We start from the raw sequence: 24,956 nt of genomic DNA on the forward strand, positions 1-24,956 counted from the left end.
CACGGCGCACGGCGCCAGGTCACACCGGTGGCGGCCGGAGGGCACTGGCACTGCCGCGCGCTCAGGCCCCGGGCGCGGCACCGGGTATGAGGATCACCAGCCGGTGCGCCCCCGCGACCGGATACCTCCGCACGATCGCCCGTTCGGTCGATCCGGGCGGCACCGCGCCCTCGCCCTCGTACCGGGCGACGACGGCCCGGCCGATCTCCTCGGTGGGCTCGTGGACCCCGCCCGTGACGGTGAGCCGGGCCGTGGCCGCCAGTTCGACGCCGGCGTCGCGCACCACCTGGTTCATCAGCCGCTCGATCTCCTCCCGGGCGGGCGCGGCGCCGGTGTGGAGGAGGTACACCGTGCCGATCGGTGCCGGTGCCGGTGCCGTGGCCGGGGCCGGCTCCGGCACCGCTGCGGCGGGGGCGGCCCGGGGCGCGCGTCGCTCCCGCAGCCGCGCCAGCCGCTGCGGCGCCTGGTCGTACCCGTCCTCGGCGAGCTCGCCGAACAGGGCCTCGGCCTCGTCGAACCGCTCCAGCGTCTCCAGCGTGCAGGCGAGCTCGAACCGCGCCTGCCGGTCACCCGTGTCGGCGGCCGCGCGGAACCACCGCAGCGCCTGCGCCAGGTCGTCCTGGGCCCGCAGCAGGAAGCCGAGGTTGAACATGGCGTCGACGCTGCCCGCGTCGGCGGCCTTGCGGTACCACTCCTGCGCCCGGGCGGGATCGCCCTGGCGCTCCATCGCCCGGCCGTAGTGGTTCATCGCGACCACGTGCCCGCGCCGGGCCGCCCGGTGGTGGAGGCCCTCGGCCTCGTCGGGCCGGCCCAGCCGCTGAAGGGCCAGCGCGAGGCCCACCACGGCCTCCTCGTCACCACCCTCGACCGCCCGCCGGTACCAGCCCTCGGCTTCGGCGTCCTCTCCGCGCCGCACCAGCGCGAACGCGACGTTGTAGGCGCCCAACGCGTTCCCGGTGGCGGCGGCCCTGCGGTACCACTCCTCGGCCCCGGCCCAGTCGTCCCGCTTGCCGAGCAGGACGCCGTAGTGGTTCATCGCGTCGGCGTTCCCCGCTTCGGCGGCCGCGGCGAAGAGCCGCTCCGCTTCCGCACCGTCACCCTGCTTGTCGCGCTCGACGCCGAGGCGGACCATCTCTTCCGGAGTCACAACGGCCAACCTAACAAACGGACCTGAGCCCGCGGCATGGGCCGGGACAACCGGGGTAGACGGTGGGCGCGGGCGGGTCGGCGGCGCGCGGTCACCCCCCGGACACTGCGCGCCGCCACCGTTCGTCGGGCCCGCCACCGTTCGTCGGGGCCGCCGCCGTTCGTCGGGGCCGCCGCCGTTCGGCCGGCCCGTCGCTGGGACGGCCGCGCACCGACGGTGCGCCCCCTCGCTCGTACCTCGCGCGGGCGCGGTCAGTGCCACCAGAACGACCAGCACTTCTCCAGGACGAGCTCCTGCGCGTAGTCGATCAGGCTCTCGGTGCCCTTGAAGACGTTGTCGGGGCAGAACGCGACGTGTTCGGCCGCGATCGGAAGCACCCCGTCCAGGTCGTCCGGGTCGTCCTGGCGCACCGTGGTGCTCAACCGCAGCCCGTCGGGGCCCACTTCGACCACCCGGGCGCCGAACCTGCGCTCCCAGCTCAGCACGACGGCGGCGAGCTCACCGGGGTCGCGACGGCCGGCGACGCTCCAGCCGCAGACGGCCAGCGCCTCGGCGCCGCTGTCCGCGCGCACCAGCCCGATCCGCAGCCCGGGGTCGTGGTGCAGCAGCCAGTGCGCCACCTCGGCCGCGGCGGCGTTTGGATCGTCGTCCGGCGCCGCAGCAGGGGAGGGGGCCGGGCCCGGCCAGTCGACGCCGAACGGCTCCAGCATCATGTCGCGCTCCTTCGCCTGCCCGGGGTCGTCCGGGCGGGCCACGGCGGGGGAGTTCCACCAGCCGCGCAGCAGGGCGCAGGGGTCGTGGGAGGCGGGCGAGGACGCCCGGGCCGGGTGGAGCTCCCCGGTGGCCCAGGGCCGGAACCGCGGGTCGGTGACCCGGCGCGTCAGCAGCAGCGGCCACAGGCCCGACCGCGGGTGCTCGCGCTGCAGCTCCTGCCACAGCCCCGCGGGTGCCGGCCCGTCACTCAGCCACATCACCGGGGCGCCGCCGCCGGCCTCGCCCCCGGCGGCGGCGCTCCCTGGGCCGCTCCGGGCGTCGCTCCCGGTGCCGCTCCCGGTCTCCGCCTCGGCCTCGGCCGGGACGATCAGGCGCCCCGGCGGCAGGGGAGTGGACAGGGTGTACTGCCCGGCGGTGGCGCCGGGGAACAGCGGGTAGAGCTCGGACGGCAGCGAGGCGCGATCGATCATGGGTCCACGGTAGGGGCGGTCGGGTTCTCCCCGCTTGACCTGAAGTCGACTTCAGCTTCTAGGGTCGGTGGCGCCGAAGTGATCGACGAGAAGGGGCGGGACCGGCCGTGGAGTACTCGCACAGCGACACCGAACTGATCAAGCAGCCGATCGGCTACTGGAGTTGGGCGGCCTACAAGGCCGTCGTCACCCGCACCCGCGGCGCGCTGGCCGAACTCGGCACCACACAGCCGCAGTGGTGGGTGCTCGCCCAGCTCGCCCGTGCCGAGGAGCCGAGGACCCGCGACGACGTCTCCGCCGTCCTGCGCGACTACCTCGACACCGGCCAGGAGGCCCTCGACGCCGACATCGACGCCACCGTCGCCCGCGGCTGGGTCACCGAGTCCGCCGGGGGACGGCTCGACCTGACCCCCGAGGGACGGGCGTTCTACGACAAGGCGGCCGCCCTCCAGGGCGAGCTGTGGGCCGAGCGCCACGCGGACATCTTTGACGAGGAGTACCTGACCACGCTGAAGGTCCTGCAGCGGGTCATCCGCAACACCGGAGGACGGGCCTGGCACCACTGACGGCCCCGCCGCCCAGGCCGCGCCCGGCGGGCCGGGGTGCAGGGCCGCGGCCCGGTCAGGCCGACACGGCCGGGACGGCGGCAAGGGGCGGGACGGCTGCGGTGGCCGGCGCGGCTGGGGCGGCTGGGGCGGCCGGTGAGCGGAAGGCGCGGCGGTAGTCGGTGGGGGTGACGCCGACGCGGGCGGTGAAGTGGCGGCGCAGGTTGGCGGCGCTGCCCAGACCGCTCCTCTCCCCGATCTGCTCCACCGGCAGGTCGGTGGCCTCCAGGAGGGTTTGGGCGCGGGCGAGGCGCTGGTTGAGCAGCCACTGGAGCGGCGTCGTGCCGGTGGCGGCCTGCAGGCGGCGGAAGAAGGTGCGCGGGCTCATCCTGGCCCGCCGCGCCAACTCGCCGATGGTGAGGGCGCGGTCGAGGTTCTCGGTGGCCCAGGCGAGGACCGGGGCGAGGCTCTCGTCGTCCGCCACCGGCACGGCGAGGTCGACGAACTGGGCCTGCCCGCCGGGTCGGTGGGCGGGCACGACGAGTTTGCGCGCCAACCGGTTGGCCACGTGCGCCCCGAGGTCGCGCCGGACGATGTGGAGGCAGAGGTCCAGGCCGGCGGCGACGCCGGCGCTGGTGAGCACGTCGCCGTCGTCGACGTAGAGCACCCCGTTGTCCACGGTGACGGCCGGGTACCGGCGGGCCAGGTCGGCGGTGTGCGACCAGTGGGCGGTGGCCCGGCGGCCGTCCAGCAGCCCGGCGGCGGCGAGGGCGAAGGCGCCGGTGCACAACGAGACCATCCGTGCTCCGGCCCGGGCGGCACGCCGGAGTTCGGCCAGCAGCGCGGGCGGCACCTCGCGCTCGCCGCTCACACAGGCGTCCGGGACGGACGTGACGACCACCGTGTCCGCCTCGGCGAGCGCCTCCCACCCGTACTCGGCGCGCAGGGAGAACCCGAAGCCGCCGGCAGCCCGGGGCGGGGCCGGGGCGTCCGGCGTCTCGGCGCACAGCCGCAGTTCGTACCAGCGGTCGGCGAGTTCGGGCTGCGGGATGCCGAACACCGCGCAGGCCATGCCCAGTTCGTAGAGGTCCCACAGCGGAAGTTCGGCGTGGTCGACGACGGCGACCGCCACCGTGCCGGGTCCGGCGGCGCGCCCGAGCGTGCGACCGGCGCCGCGACCGACCGCAGGACCGACCGTGCGACCGGCCGCGGGTTCGGCGGGGGAGTCGGGCATGGCGGACACCTTCCTGGCAGGAACCGTGCGGCAAAGGGCAATCCTGCCACTGTCCGGGGCGCGCGGGCGCTGCGAACGTGGGGGTGTCGATCAAGGCCCGGAACGCCCGGGCCGGCTGCACGAACGGGAGCAACTCATGAACTCCACGCCGCACGAGCGGGAATCCGTCACCGTCCTCGGCCTCGGCGCGATGGGCACCGCACTGGCGGGCGCCTTCCTCGCCGCCGGTCACCCGACCACCGTCTGGAACCGTACGGCGGCCAAGGCCGAGCCGCTCATCGCCCGGGGCGCCGTCTCGGCCGCCTCGCCCGGGGCGGCGGTCACGGCCAACCGGCTGATCGTCGCCTGCGTCCTCGACTACGACGCGCTGCGCGCCGTGCTGGCCGGCCAGGAGGCGGCGCTGGCCGGACGGACCCTGGTGAACCTCACCTCCGGCTCGCCCGAGCAGGCCCGCGAGCTGGCCGACTGGGCGGACGGCATCGGGCTGGACTACCTGGACGGCGCCATCATGATCACCCCGCCCGGTATCGGGGGAGCGGACGCGACGGTGCTCTACGGCGGCGCGCCCCACGTCCTGGCCCGCCACCGCGCGACGCTCGCCGCCCTCGGGGAGCCGGTCGAACTCGGCGCGGACGCCGGGATCGCCGGGCTGTACGACACGGCGCTGCTCGGCCTGATGTGGTCCGCGCTGAGCGGCTGGCTGCACGGTGTCGCCCTGGTCGGTGCGGACGGTGTCCGGGCGGCCGAGTTCACGCCGGTGGCCACCCGCTGGCTGTCCGGCGCCGTCGCCGGGTTCATCGGCCGCTACGCGGCGCAGGCCGACGCCCGGACCTACCCGGGCGACGACGCCAGCCTGGACGTCCACCTCGCCGCGATGGAGCACCTGCTCCACGCGAGCCGGGCGCGCGGCATCGACACCGCCCTGCCGGAGGTCTTCGCCGACCAGGCCCGGCGCGCCATCGCCGCCGGTCACGGCGCCGACAGTTACGCGCGCCTGATCGAGGTGGTCCAGAAGTGAGCGTCGCCGCCGCTGCCGTATCCGTGCCCACCACCATGCCCCCGTCCGCCTCCTCGTCCATGTCCGTTGCCCCGTGGGCCGGTACGGCCCCCTCCGGTACCGACTGGGCGGCACACGTCGTCGAAGCCGCCGCGGTGACCACCGGCGTCCTCGAACGGGCCGCCGCGGCCGACTGGTCCCGCCGGCCCGCCGGAAGCGACTGGAGCGCCCGGGCCACACTGGACCACCTCGCGCTCGGCCTGCTGGGCTACGCGGGACTGCTGACCGTCCGCCCCACCGACCGCTACATCACCCTGGTCGGCTCGCTCGACCCCGCCGCTCCCATCCCGCACTGCCTGGAGGGCCTGCGGATCGCCGCCGGCCTGCTCGCCACCACGGTGCGCTCGACCCCGCCGGCGGCCCGGGCCTGGCACCCCTGGGGCCACTCGGACGGTCCCGGCTTCGCGGCCATGGGGGTGGTCGAACTCCTCGTCCACACCTGGGATCTGGCCGGCGCCTTCGAGCTCGGCTGGCAGCCGCCCGAACACCTCGCCGGCCCGGCGGTGGACCGGCTCTTCCCGGAGGCACCGCGCGGCCACGGCCCCGCCGAGACCCTCCTGTGGTGCACCGGCCGCACCGCCCTGCCCGGGCACCCGCGCCGCCCGGCCGACGGCTGGCAGTGGAACGGCCGCGTGCGCTGAGCCAGCGGCCAGCGGCCAGCGGCCGGCGGCCGGCGGGTTGTGGCCCGGCGCCGCCGCCGTACGGCCGGGGGGCCGCCGCCGTACGGCCGGGGGGGCCGCCGCCGTACGGCCGGGGGGCCGCCGCCGTACGGCCGGGAGCCCTCCGTCGAGCCAACGGCCTGGTGGTGCCAACCGCCTGGTGACGCCGGCCGGCCCCGGGGGAGTCGGCCGAGGGCGTCTTCGGCTACCTGCGGCGCAGGGTGCGGCGGGCGTAGTCCGCGACGACGAGGGCCAGCAGCGGGCCCCAGGCCACCAGTGGGAGGTAGCACAGCGTCATCGCCAGGCCGGCGAAGCCGTGCGGGGCATCGGGGTTGCCCATGTTGTCGGGGCTGTTCCAGCCGAGAACGCCCAGGACCCCGCCGGCGGTGAGTATCAGTGAGCCGAGGGCGGCGGGCACGATCGCCGCGAGCGGTCGCACCCGGCGCCCGCCCAGCAGGGGTATCCAGCGCGGCACGACGCGGCCCCAGGGCCGGACCAGACCGATGGTGAGGAACGACAGCAGTTCGGCCACCACGCTGAGGGCGATCATGTAGACCGACCCCCACCCGGGCACGGCCTGGTGCAGGAACGCCAGCGCCTCACCGGAGAAACCCATGGTCGCCCCCGTCGCGAAGCACAGCCGCCACAGGCCGGACGGCACGGTGCTCCACGCGGCGGCCTTGGCGGCGAGCACCACCCACCCCGGCGCGGGGGCGTCGGAGCCGGCGTCGGTACGGGCAGCGGCAGACGTGGTGCAGGCGGACACGGCGGTCATCACGAGATCTCCTTCCGGGCCACCCTCCTGACGGCCCCTGATGTCCTCCAGCCTCCCGCTTCACCACCCCCGCCCGGCAGTTCCGATCGGCACATTTGCGCGGCCCGCGCGCTCCGCGTCATGTGCCGATCGGCAGGTACGGCCCCCCGCCCCAGCCCCGGCCCGCGACCGCTCCACCCCGGCCCCCGGCGGCCCGTCCGTCGGCCCCGCCGCCGGGCCGTCCCGCCGCCGTCCGCGCGCGCCCGCCATGACCGGCTGCCCCCGGACCGCCCGCGGCCTTCGGACCGCCCGCGGCCCCCGGATCAGTCGCCCCGCTCCCGCGGCGTCCCCGTGTCGTGCTCGGAGACGGCCACCAGCAGCACCCGGGTGTCGGGGCGGGTGCCGCGCCAGCGGTGGCGGACCCCGCCCGTCAGGTAGAGGGTGTCTCCCCGGTGCAGCCGGTAACGGCGGCCCTCCGCCTCCACCTCGGCCGCACCGTCCGCCACGTACATCAACTCGTCACCGGCGTGGACGAATTCGCGGTCCGCCTGCTGGTCCCCGGTGAACTCCAGCGCGTGCAGCCGGCGGCGTCCGCGCACCAGCGGGCGCACCCCGGTGTCCGGCGCCAGGCCCGCGTCGTCCCGGGCGAGGACCACGTCGACCGGCCGGTCGACCGGGTCGGCGGCGGCCAGCAGTTCCACGGCGGTCGTCCCCAGCCCGTCCGCGATCCGCTGGAGCGAGCGCATGCTCGGCCGCGCCCGGTCGTTCTCGACCTGGCTGAGGAAGGGCACGGACAGACCGGTACGCCCCGCCACCTGCGCCAGCGTCAGCTCCAGGGCGCGCCGGCGCCGGCGGACCGCACCGCCCAGCCGCGGCTGCGCACCGCCGCCGCGCGCTCCCGCACCGCCACCGCCGCGCGCTCCCGCACCGCCGCCGCCGCGCGTGTCCGCACCGCCGCCGCCCGACCGCGCCCCCGGCTGCGCACCGCTCATGATCACGCTCCTTCCCGCCGTCACCCTACGGCCCGCTCGGCACGTTTCGTACGGCTGCAACAAGGCCGTCACACAGCACTCCTATCGTCGAAGCACTTTGACCCCATCAAAAAAACTTTGATCGGAGTGATCGATGCCCCGCGTCGACCAGAACCAGCGCCGCCGCCGCGGCACCGGCCTCATCGCCCTGGACCCGGACGCCGCCTTCCCCGGCCTCACCCTGTTCGCCCCGCTGACCGGCGGCGGCGACGTGTACCTGGTGGACCTGCACGGCACGACCGCGCACCGATGGCGGCTCCCCTACCGCCCCGGCCGCCATGCCCGGCTCCTGGCCGGCGGCGAACTCGCCTACAACGGCGTCCTGCCCGGCGAGGAGTCGCTCTTCCCGATGTGGCACAAGTACCGCGGCGGGGTGATGCTGCGCGCCGCACCCGACGGCACGGTGCTGTGGGAGCACCGCGACCCGCGCCAGCACCACGACGCCCACCACCTCGACGACGGCGGCGTCCTCTACACCGGCGTCGAACCCCTGCGCGGCGCCGAGGCGAGGACCGTCCTCGGCGGAGTCCCCGGCTCCGAGGCCGGCGGAACGACCGTGTGGGCCGACACCATCACCGAGGTGGCGGCCGACGGATCGCCGCGCTGGACCTGGCGCGCCGCGGAACACCTCGACCGCGCCGACTACCCGCTCCACCCCGACTACTCCCGCGAACACTGGCCGCTCGTCAACAGCGTGACCCCGCTCGCCGACGGCAACGTGCTCGCCAGCCTGCGCAGCGTCTCGGCCGTCGTCGTGATCAGCCGCGCCACCGGCGAGATCCTCTGGCGCAGCCGGCCCGGCACGCTCTCCCAGCAGCACCACCCCACCGAACTGGCCGACGGCCGCCTCCTGGTCTTCGACAACGGCGTCTACCGGCCCGGCCACGACGTGCCCTACTCCCGCGTCGTCGAGATCGACCGCGCCCGGGGCGAGGTGGTGTGGGAGTACCACGACCCCGCCCGCGAGTCGTTCTTCGCACCGTTCATGGGCTCGGCCCAGCGACTGGCCAACGGCAACACCCTGGTGACCGACTCGCCCGCCGGCCGCCTCTTCGAGGTCACACCGGACGGCTACCTCTGCTGGGAGTACGTGATCCCCCACTTCGGCGCCTACACGGAGAACGAGGTCCGCACGCTGTTCCCCGCCGAACCCAACGCCGTCTTCCGCGCCTACCGCTACGCCCCCGAGGAGATCCCGTGGCTGCAGGCGGCCCACCCGTGACCACCGCCGACGAGCGCCCGCCCCTGCGACGGCTGCTCCCGCTCGCCCTCCAGCACGTACTCGCCATGGCGGCGACACCGGTCTCCACGGTGTTCCTGATCGCCGCACCGCTGCGCCTGACACCGGCCCAGGCCTCGTCCCTGCTGGGCGCGGCCCTGGTGCTCTCCGGAGCGGGCTCCGTCCTCCAGTCGCTCGGCCGGTGGGGCTTCGGCGCCCGGCTGCCGTTCGTGATGCTGCCCGGCGGCGCCGCCACCGCGCTCTTCGTCCAGATCGCCCGCGACCACGGCCCGGCCGTCGCATCCGGCTCGGTGCTCCTCGCCGCGGCGCTGCTGCTCGCGGTCACCCCCCTGTACGGGCGGGTGGTCGCCCTCTTCCCCCCGCTGGTCATGGGCGTGACGGTGCTGCTGGTGGGGGTGTCCATGGTGCGGGTCACCACGCTGCTCCTGACCGGCCCGGGCGGCAGCGCGGCACCCGGCGCCCTGGCCGCGGCCGGCCTCACCGTCGCGGCGACCCTCGTCGCCCACCTGCTGCTGCGGGGCGCCTGGCGCCAGTGCGCGGTGCTGATCGGCCTCGCCGGCGGCGCGCTCCTCACGGTCGCCACCGGCCTGGGCACGCTCACCCCGGCAGCAGGTGCGGGCGTCTCCCTCCCGCACCTGCTGCCGTACGGCGCCCCGCGGCCGGACCTGGTGGCCGCCCTGCCGCTGCTGCTCTTCAGCCTCACCTCGCTGGCCGAGGCCACCGGCCAGACCGTCCTCAACAGCGAGGTGCCCGACCCCGGCCGGGACGTCCCGCGGGTGGCCCGGGCCGACGCGCTGGTCTCCCTGTTCGGCGGGCTCCTCGGCACGCCGAGCATGGTGACCAGCTCCGAGAACATCGGGATCAACCGGCTCACCGGGGTCCGCAGCCGCTTCGTGACGGCCGGGGCCGGCTGCCTGCTGATCGCCGCCGGCCTGTTCTCCCCCCTGTCGCGACTGGTGGCCGGCCTGCCGCCGGCGGCCGTCGCGGGAGCCGCGCTGGTCGTCTACGCGGTGATCACGGTCATGGGCGTGGAGATGCTCGGCCGGGCCCGCGCGGGCGAGGCCCCGGACACCCTGGTCGTCACCGGCCTGGCCCTGACCGCCGGCCTGCTCCCCGTGGTGGCCCCCGGCCTCTACGGCGGATTCCCCGACTGGGTCCGGCCGGTGCTCGGCAGCGGAGTCGTCGCCGGCACCCTGACCGCGGTCGTCCTGCACGCCCTCCTCACGGCCACCCGCCCCCGCGCCGCGGCGAACGGGGACGCCGGACCCGGATGGACCCGGCCCCCGGGCCGCCCGCCGCACGCCGGCCTCACACCCCCGCCGCCTCCCGGGGCGGACGGCTGCCCGCCGTGAAGCCGGCCCGGCCCGCCGGCTGCGGCACCCACGGCCGCGCGCCCGCCGACGACTTCACCACAGCGCGCCCGGTGCCGACGGCCCCGCGAACCCGCTCACCAGCACGGTCGCCCGCCGCCCCGGCCCCGCGGGACCGCGGCGGGCAGGACGCCACCGACCCGCCGGCCCGTCACACCCGCCCGGCGAGCAGCCGGCCGACGGCCGCGATGCCCTCGGCGATGGCCCGTTCGCCCACGTCGCCGAAGCCGAGGACGAGTTGGGCCGGCGCAGTGGCGCGCGAGGCGCGGCAGCCGCTGATGCCGTAGAGGCCGACCGACCGTTCGCGGGCGGCGGTGGTGACGCGGTGCTCGTCGACCCCCGGGGGCAGGTGGGCGACGGCGTGGAAGCCGGCCGCCAGGCCGCTGACCGTCAGCGCGGGGGCGTGGGCGCCGAGCGCGTCGAGCAGGACGGCGCGGCGGCCCGCGTAGGTGGCGCGCATCCGGCGCAGGTGGCGGTCGAAGCGCCCGGACTCGATCAGCCGGGCCAGGGCGAGCTGGTCCAGTGCGGGCGTGCCGCGGTCACTGCGGTGCTTGTGCTCGGCGAGCGCTCCGGCCAGGGCGGGCGGGCAGAGCATCCAGCCGATCCGCAGGGCGGGCGCCAGGGACTTGCTGACGGTGCCCATCGCGACGACCCGCTCCGGTGCCAGTCCCTGCAGCACGCCGACGGGCCCGCGGTCGTAGCGGAACTCGGCGTCGTAGTCGTCCTCGAGGACGAACGCGTCGCGCCGCCTGGCCCACTCGACCAACGCCACTCGGCGCTCCGGCGCCAGGGCCACGCCGGTGGGCCACTGGTGGGCGGGGGTGACCACGACGGCGCGCGCGTCCGTGGCGGCCAGCGCCCGGACGTCGATGCCGTGCTCGTCGACGGGCACCGCCACCGCCCGCAGCCCGGCCGCGGCGGCGGCCGCGCCGACGGTGGCGGGGGAACCGGGGTCCTCGAAGGCCACGCTGCGCACCCCGGCGTCGGCGAGCACCCCGAGGACCAGGCCCAGCCCCTGCGCGTAGCCGGAGCAGACCACGATGTGCTCCGGATCGGCCACGGCGGCACGCACCCGGCGCAGGTACCCGGCCAGGACCTCGCGCAGGACGGCGCTGCCGCGCGCGTCGCCATAGTCCAGATCGGCCACCGGCATGGTACGGGCCGCCTCACGCACGGCCCACAGCCAGTCCCGGACCGGAAAGGACCCCAAGTCCGGTACGCCCCAGCGGAAATCGGCCAGCAGCCGGGACGCGGGGCGCTCCGCGCGGGGGAGTGCGGGCGGGGCGCCCCCGGCCCCGGACGCCACCCTGGTCGCCGACCCGGCACGGGTCACCAGGTAGCCCTCGGCCTGGAGCTGCGCGTAGCACTCCTGCACCAGCCCCCGGGAGACCTCGAGCGTACGGGCCAACTCCCGCGAGGACGGCAGCCGTTCGCCGACACGCAGCCGACCGGTGCGGATCGCCTCGCGCAGTCCGTGCTCCACCTGCGTGCGCAGCGGCCGCCCGCCGCCGCGATCGAGGGCCAGCAGCAACTCCGGCGGGGAACTGGACCACTCCACAGGCACGGAACCGGATCTTACCGGCAGTCCGGTCGCGCCCTTAGCGTCCTGCCGTGACCGAAACGCTCGACTCCGACCTCCCCGCGCCCCCGCCGCGCCCGCCCCTGCTCACCCGCCCGCTGCTGCTGCGCTTCCTCTCGATCCTGGGCGCCTCGACCAGCTTCTACCTGCTGCTGTCGACCGTCCCCGGCTACGCCGCCGCCGGCGGGGAGGGCGGCGGCCGGGCCGGCCTGGCCACCGGCGCGCTGATGCTGGCGACGGTGCTGGGCGAACTGGCCACGCCCGCCCTGGTCAACCGGCACGGCTACCGCACCGTCCTGGCGGCCGGCCTGGGCCTGCTGGGCGCCCCCGCCCTCGCCCTCGTGCTCTCCCGCGACCTGTGGTGCGTCGTCGCGGTGTGCCTCCTGCGCGGGCTCGGGTTCGCGTTCACCGTGGTGGCGGGCGGCTCGCTGACCGCCGCGCTCATCCCCGCCGAACGACGCGGCGAAGGCCTGGCCCTGGTCGGCATCGTCAGCGGCGCCCCGGCGATCCTGGCCATGCCGCTGGGGGTGTGGCTGGCCGGGCACGCGGGCTACGGCGCGGTGTTCACCGCCGCGGCCGTGGCCGCCCTCGCCGCGATCCCCTCGGTGCCCGGCCTGCCCGACCGGCTGCGCGCCTCCGGGCGGCCGATCGGCATCGCCGAGGGGCTGCGCACAGCGGACCTGCTGCGTCCGGCCGCGACCTTCGCGGCCACGGCCGTCGCCGCCGGCATCGTCGTCACGTTCCTGCCGCTCGCCGTCCCCGCCTCGGCCGCCGGCGTCGTCGCCGTGGCGCTGTTCGTCCAGCCCGCGGCGTCCACCCTGGCCCGCTGGCTGGCCGGGCGGCACGGAGACCGGCACGGCCCCGCCGCCCTGGTGCTGCCCGGCCTGCTGCTGTCGGCCGCCGGCACCCTGCTGATGGCCCTGACCGCGAGCCCGGTGGCCGTCGTCGTCGCGGTCGCCGTGTTCGGGATCGGCTTCGGCATCGCCCAGAACGCCACGATCAACCTGATGTACGCCCGCGTGCCCACCGCCGGCTACGGCACCGTCAGCGCGCTGTGGAACTTCGCCTACGACGCGGGCATGGGCGTGGGCGCCGTCGCCTTCGGCTGGCTCGCCGCGGGCACCGGCTACCCCTGGGCCTTCGCCCTGACCGGCGCCGCCATGCTCGCCGCCCTCGCCCCGGCCCTGGCCGACCGCCGCACCGCACGCCGCACCCCGGCACACGACGAAGCCCCCGCCCCGGACCCCGCGCCGGACCCAGTCCCGGACCCCGCCCGGAGCCCCGCGCCGAACCCCGCGGGGACGCCCGGCAGTTCGCCCCAGCGCTGACCCGCCCCAGCGCTGACCCGCCGCGACGCCGGGCCGCCGCGACGCCGGGCCGCCGCGACGCCGGGCCGCCGCGACGCCGGGCGTCCGGCCGCGGGAGGACGTTTCAACCCGCCGATTCGGGGCAGCGGCTGGGGCACCGAAGGACGAGGGAGGACCTGATGTCAACCGGGACCCTCATCGCGATCATCGTCCCCGTCGCCGTCCTGCTGATCCTGGCCGTCGCGCTGTGGTGGTTCGTGAGCCGGCGCCGCCGACTGCAGCAGCAGTTCGGCCCGGAGTACGAGAGGACCGTGCGCCGCTCCGGCAGCCGGCTGTCCGCCGAGCGGGACCTGCGGGAGCGGGAGCAGCGCCACGAACAGCTGAGGATCAAGCCGCTGTCGCCGCAGACGAGACGGCAGTACACCGAGGACTGGACGCGGGTCCAGCAGGAGTTCGTCGACCGGCCGGTCGACGCCGTCCAGCACGCCGACCGGCTGGTCACCCTGCTGATGCACGACCGCGGCTATCCCACCGAGGACTACGAGCAGCGGCTGCGCGACCTGTCCGTCGAACACGGACAGACGCTGGAGCACTATCGCGCGGCCCACGCGATCAACACCGCGGCTTCACGGGACGCCGCCACCACCGAGGAACTCCGCACCGCGATGGTGCACTACCGCGCGCTGTTCGCGGAGCTCCTGAACGGCGGCGGGCCCCCCGACCGGGGCACGGACACCGAAAGGGGATGACAGGGATGTCGGGCACGCACTTCGACGACGAGGAACGGATGTCCACCGAGGACATCGCCGCAGCCGCCGAGAAGAAGGAGCAGTCGACCGGAGCCGCGGAGCAGGCCACCCCGGCCGCGAACGAAGGCCTGGGCCAGGGTCTGGGCCAGGGCCTGGGCGAAGGCACGGACGAAGGCACGGGCGGCAGCCTGGGTGAAGGCACCCGCGAGGGCCTGGGCGCCGCGGACGCCGACACGGCCTACGCGGACGCCGACACGTCCTACCCGACCGCCGGCTCCGCCCCCACGGACGCCGGCTCACCCTATGCGGACGCCGGCTCCGCCCCCACGGACGCCGGCTCGCCCTCCGCGGACGCCGGCCCCCAGGAGCAGGACACCCGAGCCGCCCAGGGCGGCGAGCAGGACGTCACCGGCGGCCCGGACGGCGGCGACGGGCGCGAACCGCTGCTCCCGGAGGCGGAGACCCGCGAACTGCGCGAGCGCTGGCAGCAGGTGCAGACGGACTTCGTCGACGACCCCCGCGAGGCCGTCCACACCGCGGACGCCCTCGTCGCGGATCTCATGCAGCGCCTCGCCGAGTCCTTCGCCGACCGCCGTCGAAGCCTCGAGAGCCAGTGGAACCGCGGTGACTCGGTCGAGACCGAGGAGCTGCGGGTGGCACTGCAGCAGTACCGCACCTTCTTCAACCGCCTGCTGCAGAGCTGAGCGACGAGAGCAACCCTTCCGTCAGTACCCTTCCGTCAGCACGCTTCCGTGAGACGCCTCCGCCATCCGTGTTCGGACGGCCCCATGGGATGGCCAGGCGAAGGTAAAGCGATGTCACAGGGCGCCATTCGCCCCACCCCGACTCCATGGCCATTCGACGTCCCCGAGGGAAAAGCCGGAGAAAGGGCCCGCTCCTGTCCTGACCACGGCAGCCTCGCCCAGGTGTCCACATTTCAAACAGACATCCGATCGTTATCCGAAGTTCATGAAATATCCTCCCAGTCGCATACGATCTCCCCAGCGCGAGGCGAGTACCGCCCCGCGGGTGTGAGGAGAGGAAATCGGTGAAGTCGGAAGTCCGGACCTAAGGCGCCCGTTCCCGCCGTTTCGCCGTTCCGCCCCCTGCCCCCGCCCCTGGAGCTCCCGTGCCCGTCCCCCCGGCCCGCCTCGCCACCGCGATGCGCCCCCTCGCCGCGCTGGCACGCCTGCGCCGGCCCCTGGCGGCGGAGGACGGCGACCGGCCCGCGGCCCGGCAGCAGGCCGAGCCGCAACCCGAGGGCGAGGAGCCGCTCACCCCGATCGACCGGCTGAACCGGGCCCGCGCCGCCCGCGAGGCGCAGCTGCTCGACACCCTGTCCGGGGTGACCCGCTGCGGCGACCTCCTCGCGGAGCCGCACCGCAGGCTCCTGCCGGGCCAGCGCCGGGACGGCAACCTCGCCGAGGTGTCCCGGGTGCTGCGGGCGGCGGGCATCGACCACGGCATCGTTCCCGACCGGCACCCGCGACACCGCCTGGCGATCGCCCCCGGCGACCGGACGGCGGTGCTGGCCGCCCTGTCCGCCGCGTTCGCCGGCCAGGCCGTCTACGCGGACCTGCTGGAGCACGGCCGCACCCTCGGCACCGTCCTGGCCGAGCAACTGCCCGCCGCCGTCGCGCTGGTGGAGGAGGAACCGGACCCCGCCGACGGCGCCCGCGCCGCGGAACCGGCCGAGGAGGACGGGCCGGAGGAGGACCAGGCCGGCCCGATCTGGCCGGCCGACCGGGTCAAGGGCGTGCGGATCTACCGGACCGCGGTGATCGGCGCTCTCCTCTACGGCCCCGACACCGGCTGCGACGTCGAGTTCTGGGACTCCGCCGCGCCCTCCGAGGGCGCCATCGCCTCGATCGACGAGACCCCGCTCGGCTGGTGGGTCCCCTCCCTCGCCGCCACCGCCACGACGACCGTCGACGGGCAGCCCTACCCGCTGCTCGACGTCTTCGCCACCGACCTGCCGGACCAGGTCACCTTCCCCATCGACGCCGTGATCACCTGGGTCGACGACGCCGACCCCGCCTGGCAGGAGCGCCGCGCCGCCGTCCGGGCCCGCCTCGCCCACACCGCCGGCCCCGTCGCGGCGGAGGACGGCGTCGCCGCCAGCGGCATCGCGGGCGACGCCGACCAGCGCTTCCGCAACCGCGACGAGCTGCGGTACTGCCTGCGCGCCCTCGCCGCCCACGCGCCCTGGATCCGCCACCTGTACCTGGTCACCGACGACCAGGTGCCGCACTGGCTGGACACCGACCAGCCGGGCCTGACCGTCGTCTCCCACCGCGACCTGTTCGCCGGCACCGGCGCCGGACCGGTGTTCAACTCCCACGCCATCGAAACCCGGCTGCACCTGATCCCCGGCCTCGCCGAGCACTTCCTCTACGTCAACGACGACGTCTTCCTCGGCCGCACCCTGGTACCCGAGGACTTCTTCCTCGGCAACGGCCTGCCGCGCTGCTTCCCCGACAACCGGATCATCCCGCCTGGCGACGCCGACGCCGACGACTCCGTCTACGTCGCCGCGCTGAAGAACACCCGCGACGCGCTGGCCGCCGCCGTCGGCAAGACCTACCCCCGCACCCTCAAGCACGCCCCGCACCCGCTGCGCCGCAGTGTCCTGGCCGAGAGCGCCGAGCGGTTCGCGGCGCAGCTGCACGGCACCGTGCGCTCGCCCTTCCGGGCCGCCGACGACCTCGCGCCGGTCACCCTGGCCGTCCACTACGCCCACGCGACCGCCCGCGCCGTGGAGGGCCACCTCTACGACGGCTACTTCGTCACGGACAGCGCCGAGGACCTCGCCCGGCTCACGGAACTGCGGGAGCAGCGCTGGGCGGACTACTTCTGCCTGGCCGACGGCACCGAGGACCACCTCTCCCCGCAGGAGCAGGAAGCGGCCGTCACCTCCTTCCTCCAGGCGTACTTCCCGGTGCCCTCCCCCTACGAGGTCACCGCACCCGAGGACGAGGGCCAAGACGACCCGCACCGCCCGCCGGCCCCCCGCTCCGGCGCCACCGACGCCACCGCCACCGCCACCGCCGCCACCGCGGACGGGTGAGCGGCGCACCGACGGGGCCCGCCCGGGCCCGGCCGCACCACATCCCGACATGATGTGATAATCCTTCATTCCTGCCCCGGGGGGCCGTGACGGCAGGCATGAGCGAAGGGCGGTTGCGGGATGGGGCGGGCGACGACCGCCGTGGCGGCGTGGGCCCTGACGCTGTCACAGACGTGGACGGTCCCGTCCGCACTGACCGGGGCGAAAGTCCCGCCCCCGCAGACCGACGACCGGCCCGCCGCCGTCGTCCAGATCGTCGCCCACCAGGACGACGACCTGCTGTTCATGAACCCGGACCTGTCCACCGGCATCCGGGCCGGCCTGAAGGTGACGACCGTCTACGTCACCGCCGGCGACGCCGGCAGCGGGGCGGCCTACGCCGCCCACCGGCAGGACGGCGCCCGCCTCGCCTACGCCCGGATGGCGGCCCAGGCCACCGGAACGGGAGCCGCAGGCTGCGCCGACGACCCCGGTCCGGCCTGCTGGGACCACGAGGACTACCGGCCCGCCCCGGGCGGCCCCGTCGCCGAACGCTTCACCCTCAGGGCGAACCGATCGGTGCAACTCGTCTTCCTCGACCTCCCCGAGTTCGCCGACACCGCCTACCTCGGCGGCAACGCCCTGCGCCGGCTGTGGGACACCCGCGACAGCGCCGCCCCCGCCCGGACCCCGACACTGGACATGGACGGCCCCGGCACCCGCTGGCCGCAGACCTACGACGGCCGACGGCTCCTCACCATGCTGCGCGCCGTCCTGGCCGACCAGCGGCCCACCCTGCTCAGGGTGCAGGACCCGGCGCCCGACCCGACGCTCTGGAGCGCCCACGAGGACCACGACCACCCGGACCACATATCCGCCGCCTGGTTCGCGGACGCGGCCGCCGACGCCTACGCGGCGACCGGCGCCCGGCTGCTGGTCGAGCACTACCGCGACTACAACACCTGGTCCTCGCCCGCCGACCTGTCCACCGCGCAGACCGCCGACAAGCACGCCACCTTCCGCAGGTACGCCGAGCACGACGCCAAACTGCCCACCGGCGCCGCCTTCGACGAGAGCGCGTACGCGAGCTGGCAGTCCCGGCAGTACCTGCGCTACCCGCGCTCCTCCCAGGTGGTGGCCGCCGACCGGACCGGCGCCCTGCACGCCTTCGCGGTGGAGAGCGGCACCCTGCTGGAATGGGCCGAGGACGCGGACAAGGTGTGGCGCGGCCCGCTCGCGCACGACGCCCCGGGCCGACCGCTGGCAGCCGCACTGACCGTGATCCGCCGTCAGGGCGGCACCCTCGCGGTGTTCGGGCAGCGCGCGGACACCGGCGAGATCGTCTCCCGCACCCAGGACGCCTCCGGCGCGTGGGCCTGGGCCGACCTGGGCACCCCCGACCCCGCCACCGCCGCGCCGTCCTCCCCGCTCGCCGACCCCGCGCTCCAGGTGAGCACGCCCGCCGTGGCCGCCGCCGGCGACGGGCGGCTGCACCTGTTCGTGCGCAACCGCGACGGCGGCGTCAGCACCAGGGCCCAGACCGGACCCGACGGCACGTGGGGCCCGTGGACCGGTCTCGGCGGGGCCGGCGTGCAGGGGCCGCCCAGCGCCGCCGCCACCGCGGACGGCCGGATCGAGGTCTTCGCCACCACCGCGTCAGCCGGCACCCGCCCGGCCGTCCTGCACTGGACCCAGTCCGCACCCGGCGCCGCCCTGACGCCCGACCCCGACTTCCCGGCGGTCTCGCCGGTGGGCCGCGTCAGCGTGACCGAGGACCCCGACGGCCGCCTGGTGCTGTTCTACCGCCGGCTCTCCGAGGGCGGCCTGCTGCCCGGGCCCACCGCCCGCTCCGCCACGGTCCGCCTCACCCAGAGCACCCCGGGCGGCCGGTGGACGCCGACGGCCCAGCCCGTCGGCGACGGACCCGACGGACCCGGCGGACCCGGCGGACCCGTCGGCGGCGGCGGTGACGACGTCGGCAGCGACGACGCCGGCGACGGCGAGCCGGCCGTGGCGTCCGCGGACGCCCCCGCCCCCCACCGCACGGTGGTGGCCGTCCGCAACCGCAACGGCGGCGTCAGCGTCAGCCGCCAGGGCACCGACGGGCGCTTCGGCACCTGGAGCGCCCTGGACGGCCTCGTCGTCGGATCCCCGGCCGCCGGAGTCGACCGCGACGGCCTCGCCGACCTGGTCGGGCTCGGCCCCGACGGCCGCCTGCGCCACAGCCGCCAGCGAACGGACGGCAGCTTCGGCGCCTGGAGCACCGTCGGGCCCTGACACGTGGGCCCGCACCGCCGTCCAGGCACCGGCCGGGGCGAGCTCAGCGCGCCGTCAGCCGGCGGTGGGTGACCCGCACGACCTCGTGCCAGAACGGTGCGGCCGACAGGTAGCCGCCGAGCGCGGCGAGCACGCACAGCGACACGTCGACGCTCACCCGGCCCTGCTCGGCCCAGTAGACGTCCTGCAGGTCCAGCAGCAGCGCGAACTCGTCGGTGATCAGAGCGGTGCCCGCACCGTAGACCGCGGCCACCGCCGGATGGCCTACCGCCCGTTCGTCACCGCGGACGGCCACCAGGCCGACCCCGGCCAGCGCCGCGATGCCGATGTTGTAGTGGTGCAGGTGCCTGCCGCCGGCCGAGATGTTGCCCCAGGGCAGCCAGCCGCCCCTGATCCCGTGGGTGATGAACCGCACCGTGCCGAAGGTGGCGCCGAACGCCGCCCACATCACCACCAGCGACCGCTTGGTCGGCGTCAGCTGCCGCTCCGCCGCCCGCCGCCACCCGTCCACCAGCCGCGCCCGTTCCGCCGCCGCCATGCCACCGACCTCCGACCACCGACCGTCCTCCGGGCTCCGGGCTCCGGGCTCCAGGGCCGACGCTAACCGAAGTCCCGCCGGCCCACCCGGCGAGCGCACGCGCCCCGGCCGGACCGCCCCGGCCGGAGCTCCCGGACCGCCCCGGGCCGCCCCGGGCCGCCGCGCACCCGCCCGCCGGAACTCACCCGGCACCCGGTATCCCGCCCCCAACCAGCGCGCGCAACGCGGGACTTGGGACGGCGGGAGACTTCGGCGCGCGCGGCGGCCCAGCCGGCGCGCGGGCACGGCGCTCCTCCACACGGCCACCCTCGCGACCGCCCGCTCCGCCCCCGCACCCCCGGCAGGGCGGCCCGCGCCGCGCCCGCCCCCGTTCACCAGGCCTCGCCGGAGCCGCGCGGCGGACCCGTTCCCTGCCTTTGCGGGCCGCGGGCGCCGGGGCGACGCTGGAGAGGGCGTTCAGCCGACCATCCGCTGCTGAGCCGAGGAGCCTGACGTGAGCTTCATCCAGATCATCGAGTACAAGACCAGTCGCATCGACGAGTTCAACGCCCTGCTCGACAGCTGGGTCGAGCAGAACGCGGGCCACCAACTGGCGACCCGGGCCGCGCAAACCCGTGACCGCGACCAGGAGAACGTGTACCTGAACATCGTGGAGTTCCCCTCGTACGAGCAGGCGATGGAGAACTCCGACCGGCCGGAGACGTCGGATTTCGCCGCCCGGGTCGCGGCACTGTGCGACGGGCCGCCGGTGTTCCGCAACCTCGACGTGGTCAACGAATGGTCCCTCCAGGGCTGAGAACGCCCGATCGCACGGGCAGGCCCACGGCCCCGCACCGCCACGCCCCCGCACCCGCGGGGCCGGCCGCGGGGCGGCTGCGACGGCGTGCCAGGCGCTCGTGCGGGCGCCCGCGGACGTAGCGTCGGGGCCATGCTCATCGGCCTGCTCGCCGCCCTCCTGGCCGCACTGCTCACCGGGTCGGCCACCGTGCTGCAGGCGGTCGGCGCCCGGCGGGCCGCCGGTACGGGCCCACGGGCCGCGGACCCGTCGAGGCCGCGGGCGAGGCAGCGGGCGAGGCAGCGGGCGGGGGAGCGGGTGGGGGAGGCCGCCGCGTTGGCCGGTGCGCTGCGCCAGTGGCCCTTCCTGGCGGGTGTGGGGATGGACATGGGCGGCTTCGCCGCCGAACTGGTCGCCCTGGAGCGCCTGCCGCTCTACGTGGTCGAGGCGGCGCTGGCCTCCGCGCTCGCGGTGACGGCCGTCGGGGCGGCCCGGGTGCTGCGGGTGCGGCTGCGGCGCAGCGAGTGGGCCGGGGTGGTGGCGGTGTGCGCGGGGCTGCTGCTGCTGGCGCTCACCGCCGGGCGGGACGGCCACGGCACGGGTGACGACGCGCTGCGGCTGGGCGTGCTGCTCGTCGCGGTGGCCCTGCTCGTCGCGGGCTGGGCGGCGGTGCGGTACGGCGGGGCCCGCCGCACGCCGCTGCTGGGGCTGGTGGCCGGCCTGCAGTTCGGGGTCGTCGGGGTGGCGGTGCGGGTGCTGCCGGAACCGAGGCTGCCGCAGCTGCTGGCCGAGCCCTCGGCGTACGCGGTGGCGGTGGCGGGCATCGGCGGCTTCGCCGCGCTGACCTGGGCGATGCAGCACGGATCGGTGACGTCGGCGACGGCCGCGATGGTGCTGGGGGAGACGCTGGGCCCGGCGGTGGTCGGGGTGCTCGTCCTCGGCGACCACACCCGGCACGACCTGACGCCGGTCGCCGTCCTGGGCTTCGTGGCCGCCGTGGCCGGCGCCCTGACCCTGGCCCGCTTCGGCGACGCCGAACAGCCCGCCGCCGGGGCCTGAGGCCATGGCCGCGCACGGCCACAGCCACGGCCACGGGCCACGGCCGCCGCCGAGCGGTGCTCCGCCACGGCGACCGGGCGCACCCGCCCGCTGAGCGGGTCAGCGGGCGGGTGGCGCGTCAGTTGCCGTCGGCCGCCGCGTCGGTGGCGGCCCGGTCGGCCGCGCTGTCGGCGGCGTCGAGCTTGTGCTGCATGTCCTGCACCTGGTTGGCGTCGGCGGCGCCGGGGCCCGGGTGCCCGGTGGGACCGCAGGCGGCGGTCAGCAGGGCGGCACCGGTGAGGAACAGGGCCGCGAGGACGGCGCGCGGGCGGCGGCTCACCGGGACTTGCCCTGGTCGTGGGCGGCGCACCAGGTGGCGACGGAGTCGAGGTCGCTCTTGCGCGTCTGCAGGGTGGTGACCAGGCCCTTGCGGGCGGTGAGGCGGTCGTTGAGGAGCTTCTCGATCTCCGGGTGGCCGGCGGCCTTGGCGTTGTCGACCCGCTGCTGCAGGCGGGCGACCGACCCGGCGACGGTGGCGTCGCCGTTCAGCCGGGCGAGCGCCTCGGTGACGCGCTGCTCGGTCTTCGGCAGCCGCTTGCAGACGGCCTTCGCGCCGTCGCCCGCGGGCGTGGACCCGGTGGCGGGGGCGGACGGCGTGGCCGGGGCGGCGGAGGGCGAGCCGCCCGTCCCGTCCGCCTGGGCGGGGACGGCGGCGAACAGCGAGCCGGCGAGGGCCACGGCGCCCAGCGCAGCGGCCCTGCGGCTGACGGCCCCGCGGCGGAGGGAGGTGCGGTTGGCGGACGTGCGGTCGACGGACATGGGCGTCCCTTTCTGCCGTGGACGGTCTACGGGACCGGGCCGGCGGTTGCGGGCCCGCTGCGGCCCGGTCGCCGGGAGCGTAGGACGGCTTCTTGTGGATTCCCTGTGGAACGCGGGAGCGGTGCTCAGCCCTCCTCGCCCGCGATCCAGTCCCGCCGGAGCGGGAGCCGAAGGGTCGGTGCGTCGGCGTCGGGCAGCGGCAGGCGGACCTCCACCCGGCACCCCGTCCCACCCGGCGGCTCCGTGATCCGCACGGTGCCCCGGTGCAGGGCGGCCTGCTGGGCGACCAGGGTGAGCCCGAGCCCCGAGCCCGGGCTGTCGCGCCGGCGGTGGAAGCGGTGGAAGACCGCCTCGCGCTCGCCCGGCGGGACACCCGGCCCGGCGTCGTCGACGGTGAGCAGCGCGACCGGACCGGCCGGGGCCAGCCGGACCCTCACCCGGGCCGGCTCCGCCCGCTGCGGGCCGCCGCGCCCGTGCACGGCAGCGTTGACCAGCAGGTTGACGAGCATCATCCGCAGGCCCGACTCCCACCCGAACAGCCTCAGCTCCGGCGGGAGTTCGACGGAGAACTCGGCCGCCGGGTGCCGGCGCCGGGCCTCGGCGGCGGCCGCGTCGGTGAGCTCCGCGAGGTCGACCGGGCCGAAGGAGTCGACCTCGACGAGGTCGCCGCGGGCGAGCGTGGCGAGCGCGGTGAGCAGGTCCAGCAGCCGGGCGTGGTCCTCGCGCAACTCGGCGACGATCTCGGCCCGTTCACCGGCCGGCAGGTCCTGGTGGGCGGCCAGCACGTCCAGGTTGGTGCCCAGACTCATCAGCGGCGTCCGCAGCTCGTGCGAGGCGGCGGCCGAGAACGAGCGCGCCGTCTCCAGCGCCTGGGCGGTGCGCAGCGCCTGCTCGTCGTAGCGGGAGAGCAACCGGGCCAGCGCGGCGGCGAGTTCGTCCACCTCGACGGTGCCGCTGCGCTCCGCCGCGAAGCCCGCGCCGCCCGTACGCGCCAAGCCGGCTGGTCCGCCGCCGCCGGGCTCGCGACCGTCGGGTTCGGCGCCGCCGGGCTCGCGACCGCCGGGCTCGCGACCGTCGGGTTCGGCGCCGCCGGGCGGCAGGGCCGGGTCGAGCTCCGAGGCGCGGCGGCTGAGCCGGCGCAGCGGTGCGGTGGCGCGTTCGGCGAGCGCGAAGCCGATCAGCGCCGAGACCGGCGCCGCGACCGCCGCCACGAGCAGGACCCGCCTGCGCACCGTCGCCGTCTGGTTGCCCGCCAGAGCGCCGGGCTCGCTGACCCAGAGCGTCCCATCGCCTGCCGTCCCATTGCCCGCCGTCCCGCCGCCTGCCGTCCCGCCGCCGGACACGTGGACGGTCAGCACCCGCCAGGCCGTGCCGTGGTCGCGGACGGTGACCGGCCCGCCCGGCGCGGTGGGCAGGGCCCGGGCGTCGGCGGGCTGCGGGCCGCCCGCGAGCAGCACGGTGCCGTCCTGGGCGGCGACCCGCACGCCCGAGTCCAGCGCGGCGTCCAACACCTTGCGCTGCTGGTTCTGTTCGGCCTTGGCCCGGCCACGGGCATCGGCGGCCACCAGGGTGCGCACGCTCGGCAGGACGGCGGCCGCCCGCTCCGCCAGCCGGGCGTCCTGCTGGTGCCGCAGGTCCCGGCCGACCAGCGGCAACAGGAGCAGCCCGGCCAGCACCACCAGCAGCGGCACCACGACGGCGGCCCACAGGGCGATCCGGGTGGACAGTCTCACGGCGGCCGCTACCCGTCCCCGCCGGGCAGCCGCAGCACGAAGCCCACGCCCCGGACGGTGTGGATCAGCCGGGGCCGGCCCCCGGCCTCCAGTTTGCGCCGCAGGTAGCTGACGAAGGTGTCCACGGCATCGCTGCGCACCTCGAAGTCGTACCCCCAGACCCGTTCCAGCAGCAGCTCCCGGGAGAGCACGATGCCGGCGTTCCTGGTGAGCTGGGTGAGCAGCTCGAACTCGCGCCGGGTGAGCCGCAGTTCGCGGCCGTCGAGGCGGGCCTGCCGGGTCGCCGGGTCGATCACCAGCGGGCCGGCCGACACCCGGTCGGTGGGCTGCGGCGGGCGGCGGCGCAGCAGGGCGCGCAGCCGTAGCACCAGTTCCTCCAGGGCGAACGGCTTCACCAGGTAGTCGTCCGCGCCGGCCTGCAGGCCCGCCACCCGGTCGGCCGGCTCGTCCAGTGCCGACAGCATCAGGACCGGGATGTCGTCCCCGCGGGTGCGAAGGGTCCGGCAGACCTCCGCGCCGCTGATGCCGGGCATCGAGACGTCGAGCACCAGGACGTCCGTCACGGCGGCCGCCAGGCGGGCGAGCGCGCTCTCGCCGTCCTCGGCCAGCGCGACGGCGAACCCGCTCAGCCGCAGGCCGCGTTCCAGGGTGCGCCGGATCGCCGCGTCGTCGTCCACCACCAGGACCCGGCCGGCCCCGGGACCGTCCGCGCCTCCAGGCCCGTTGCCGTGCACCGACTCCTCCTCGCATTCGGGCCGCCGACTCTCTCACACGTTCCCTCCCGGCCGGCACCGGGGTGCCTGGAACGCGGCGCCGGGCGGCCACGCGCGTTCCAGGAGCCCGGCCGGCGAGGACCGCCGGACCGTCCAGCGGC

Annotated in this window: 23 protein-coding genes; 12 read left to right on the forward strand and 11 right to left on the reverse strand. The window is 76.4% G+C overall.

Annotated features, from left to right (window positions below; all coding sequences use genetic code 11):
• Positions 1 to 61: 61 nt before the first annotated feature.
• Both ACGF07_RS04795 and ACGF07_RS04800 read right to left on the reverse strand, forming a co-directional pair.
• Positions 62 to 1,147 carry a tetratricopeptide repeat protein gene (locus ACGF07_RS04795; RefSeq protein WP_392895454.1) on the reverse strand — a complete coding sequence of 362 codons (1,086 nt, stop codon included), beginning with the start codon at positions 1,145 to 1,147 and terminating at the stop codon, positions 62 to 64.
• 251 nt (positions 1,148 to 1,398) lie between these two features.
• Entirely contained in the window at positions 1,399 to 2,331 is a 933-nt protein-coding gene (locus tag ACGF07_RS04800) for a DUF4253 domain-containing protein (RefSeq protein ID WP_392895456.1), read from the reverse strand.
• Positions 2,332 to 2,438: 107 nt separating this feature from the next.
• On the opposite strand from ACGF07_RS04800, the gene ACGF07_RS04805 reads away from it, so the two are divergent.
• On the forward strand, positions 2,439 to 2,897 hold the full coding sequence (locus ACGF07_RS04805; protein WP_392895458.1) for a MarR family winged helix-turn-helix transcriptional regulator: 459 nt from the start codon (positions 2,439 to 2,441) through the stop codon (positions 2,895 to 2,897).
• 55 nt (positions 2,898 to 2,952) lie between these two features.
• Here ACGF07_RS04805 and ACGF07_RS04810 read toward each other — a convergent pair whose 3' ends face one another.
• Positions 2,953 to 3,948: a helix-turn-helix domain-containing protein gene (locus tag ACGF07_RS04810; RefSeq protein WP_392895544.1), complete on the reverse strand. Its 996-nt coding sequence runs from the start codon at positions 3,946 to 3,948 to the stop codon at positions 2,953 to 2,955.
• Between the two features lie 298 nt (positions 3,949 to 4,246).
• Here ACGF07_RS04810 and ACGF07_RS04815 point away from each other — a divergent pair, with 298 nt between their 5' ends.
• Both ACGF07_RS04815 and ACGF07_RS04820 read left to right on the forward strand, forming a co-directional pair.
• On the forward strand, positions 4,247 to 5,128 hold the full coding sequence (locus ACGF07_RS04815) for an NAD(P)-dependent oxidoreductase (RefSeq protein ID WP_392895460.1): 882 nt from the start codon (positions 4,247 to 4,249) through the stop codon (positions 5,126 to 5,128).
• Positions 5,125 to 5,808 (forward strand): hypothetical protein, encoded by a 684-nt coding sequence (locus tag ACGF07_RS04820; protein ID WP_392895462.1) that lies wholly within the window; start codon positions 5,125 to 5,127, stop codon positions 5,806 to 5,808. The genes ACGF07_RS04815 and ACGF07_RS04820 overlap by 4 nt, the downstream gene beginning before the upstream one ends.
• Positions 5,809 to 6,031: 223 nt before the next feature.
• On the opposite strand, the gene ACGF07_RS04825 is transcribed toward ACGF07_RS04820, so the two are convergent.
• Both ACGF07_RS04825 and ACGF07_RS04830 read right to left on the reverse strand, forming a co-directional pair.
• Positions 6,032 to 6,601 (reverse strand): hypothetical protein, encoded by a 570-nt coding sequence (locus tag ACGF07_RS04825; RefSeq protein WP_392895464.1) that lies wholly within the window; start codon positions 6,599 to 6,601, stop codon positions 6,032 to 6,034.
• Between the two features lie 302 nt (positions 6,602 to 6,903).
• Positions 6,904 to 7,572 carry a helix-turn-helix domain-containing protein gene (locus ACGF07_RS04830; protein WP_392895466.1) on the reverse strand — a complete coding sequence of 223 codons (669 nt, stop codon included), beginning with the start codon at positions 7,570 to 7,572 and terminating at the stop codon, positions 6,904 to 6,906.
• Positions 7,573 to 7,705: 133 nt separating this feature from the next.
• On the opposite strand from ACGF07_RS04830, the gene ACGF07_RS04835 reads away from it, so the two are divergent.
• A complete protein-coding gene (locus tag ACGF07_RS04835) occupies positions 7,706 to 8,833 on the forward strand; it encodes an aryl-sulfate sulfotransferase (protein ID WP_392895467.1) in 1,128 nt (375 codons plus the stop codon).
• Positions 8,830 to 10,203: a solute carrier family 23 protein gene (locus tag ACGF07_RS04840; protein ID WP_392895469.1), complete on the forward strand. Its 1,374-nt coding sequence runs from the start codon at positions 8,830 to 8,832 to the stop codon at positions 10,201 to 10,203. Before ACGF07_RS04835 ends, ACGF07_RS04840 begins: the two co-directional genes overlap by 4 nt.
• A 169-nt stretch (positions 10,204 to 10,372) precedes the next feature.
• Here ACGF07_RS04840 and ACGF07_RS04845 read toward each other — a convergent pair whose 3' ends face one another.
• On the reverse strand, positions 10,373 to 11,785 hold the full coding sequence (locus ACGF07_RS04845; protein WP_392895471.1) for a PLP-dependent aminotransferase family protein: 1,413 nt from the start codon (positions 11,783 to 11,785) through the stop codon (positions 10,373 to 10,375).
• Positions 11,786 to 11,832: 47 nt separating this feature from the next.
• Here ACGF07_RS04845 and ACGF07_RS04850 point away from each other — a divergent pair, with 47 nt between their 5' ends.
• The 5 genes from ACGF07_RS04850 to ACGF07_RS04870 all read left to right on the forward strand — a co-directional run bounded on the left by ACGF07_RS04850 (position 11,833) and on the right by ACGF07_RS04870 (position 19,179).
• Complete coding sequence (locus ACGF07_RS04850; RefSeq protein ID WP_392895473.1) at positions 11,833 to 13,128, forward strand: MFS transporter; 1,296 nt, start codon at positions 11,833 to 11,835, stop codon at positions 13,126 to 13,128.
• A gap of 158 nt (positions 13,129 to 13,286) precedes the next feature.
• Positions 13,287 to 13,856: a hypothetical protein gene (locus tag ACGF07_RS04855; RefSeq protein WP_392895475.1), complete on the forward strand. Its 570-nt coding sequence runs from the start codon at positions 13,287 to 13,289 to the stop codon at positions 13,854 to 13,856.
• Between the two features lie 5 nt (positions 13,857 to 13,861).
• Positions 13,862 to 14,560 (forward strand): hypothetical protein, encoded by a 699-nt coding sequence (locus ACGF07_RS04860; protein ID WP_392895477.1) that lies wholly within the window; start codon positions 13,862 to 13,864, stop codon positions 14,558 to 14,560.
• A 425-nt stretch (positions 14,561 to 14,985) separates the two neighbouring features.
• Positions 14,986 to 16,923 (forward strand): stealth family protein, encoded by a 1,938-nt coding sequence (locus ACGF07_RS04865; protein ID WP_392895479.1) that lies wholly within the window; start codon positions 14,986 to 14,988, stop codon positions 16,921 to 16,923.
• 120 nt (positions 16,924 to 17,043) lie between these two features.
• Positions 17,044 to 19,179 carry a PIG-L family deacetylase gene (locus ACGF07_RS04870; RefSeq protein WP_392895481.1) on the forward strand — a complete coding sequence of 712 codons (2,136 nt, stop codon included), beginning with the start codon at positions 17,044 to 17,046 and terminating at the stop codon, positions 19,177 to 19,179.
• Positions 19,180 to 19,222: 43 nt separating this feature from the next.
• Here ACGF07_RS04870 and ACGF07_RS04875 read toward each other — a convergent pair whose 3' ends face one another.
• Positions 19,223 to 19,717, reverse strand: a complete 495-nt coding sequence (locus ACGF07_RS04875; RefSeq protein ID WP_392895483.1) for a hypothetical protein — start codon at positions 19,715 to 19,717, stop codon at positions 19,223 to 19,225.
• 493 nt (positions 19,718 to 20,210) lie between these two features.
• Between ACGF07_RS04875 and ACGF07_RS04880 the strand changes: the two genes are divergently transcribed.
• Complete coding sequence (locus ACGF07_RS04880; protein WP_350738039.1) at positions 20,211 to 20,513, forward strand: hypothetical protein; 303 nt, start codon at positions 20,211 to 20,213, stop codon at positions 20,511 to 20,513.
• Between the two features lie 132 nt (positions 20,514 to 20,645).
• Complete coding sequence (locus tag ACGF07_RS04885; protein WP_392895485.1) at positions 20,646 to 21,551, forward strand: hypothetical protein; 906 nt, start codon at positions 20,646 to 20,648, stop codon at positions 21,549 to 21,551.
• Positions 21,552 to 21,669: 118 nt separating this feature from the next.
• Here the strand turns inward: ACGF07_RS04885 and ACGF07_RS04890 are convergent, their stop codons facing one another.
• The 4 genes from ACGF07_RS04890 to ACGF07_RS04905 all read right to left on the reverse strand — a co-directional run bounded on the left by ACGF07_RS04890 (position 21,670) and on the right by ACGF07_RS04905 (position 24,816).
• Positions 21,670 to 21,870: a hypothetical protein gene (locus ACGF07_RS04890; protein ID WP_392895487.1), complete on the reverse strand. Its 201-nt coding sequence runs from the start codon at positions 21,868 to 21,870 to the stop codon at positions 21,670 to 21,672.
• Positions 21,867 to 22,349 carry a hypothetical protein gene (locus tag ACGF07_RS04895; RefSeq protein WP_350738031.1) on the reverse strand — a complete coding sequence of 161 codons (483 nt, stop codon included), beginning with the start codon at positions 22,347 to 22,349 and terminating at the stop codon, positions 21,867 to 21,869. The genes ACGF07_RS04890 and ACGF07_RS04895 overlap by 4 nt, the downstream gene beginning before the upstream one ends.
• A gap of 125 nt (positions 22,350 to 22,474) precedes the next feature.
• A complete protein-coding gene (locus ACGF07_RS04900) occupies positions 22,475 to 24,082 on the reverse strand; it encodes a sensor histidine kinase (RefSeq protein WP_392895490.1) in 1,608 nt (535 codons plus the stop codon).
• A gap of 8 nt (positions 24,083 to 24,090) precedes the next feature.
• Positions 24,091 to 24,816 (reverse strand): response regulator transcription factor, encoded by a 726-nt coding sequence (locus tag ACGF07_RS04905; RefSeq protein ID WP_392895492.1) that lies wholly within the window; start codon positions 24,814 to 24,816, stop codon positions 24,091 to 24,093.
• Between the last annotated feature and the right edge of the window lie 140 nt (positions 24,817 to 24,956).

The organism is Kitasatospora sp. NPDC048194 (genome assembly GCF_043202455.1).
Classification (GTDB): domain Bacteria; phylum Actinomycetota; class Actinomycetes; order Streptomycetales; family Streptomycetaceae; genus Kitasatospora.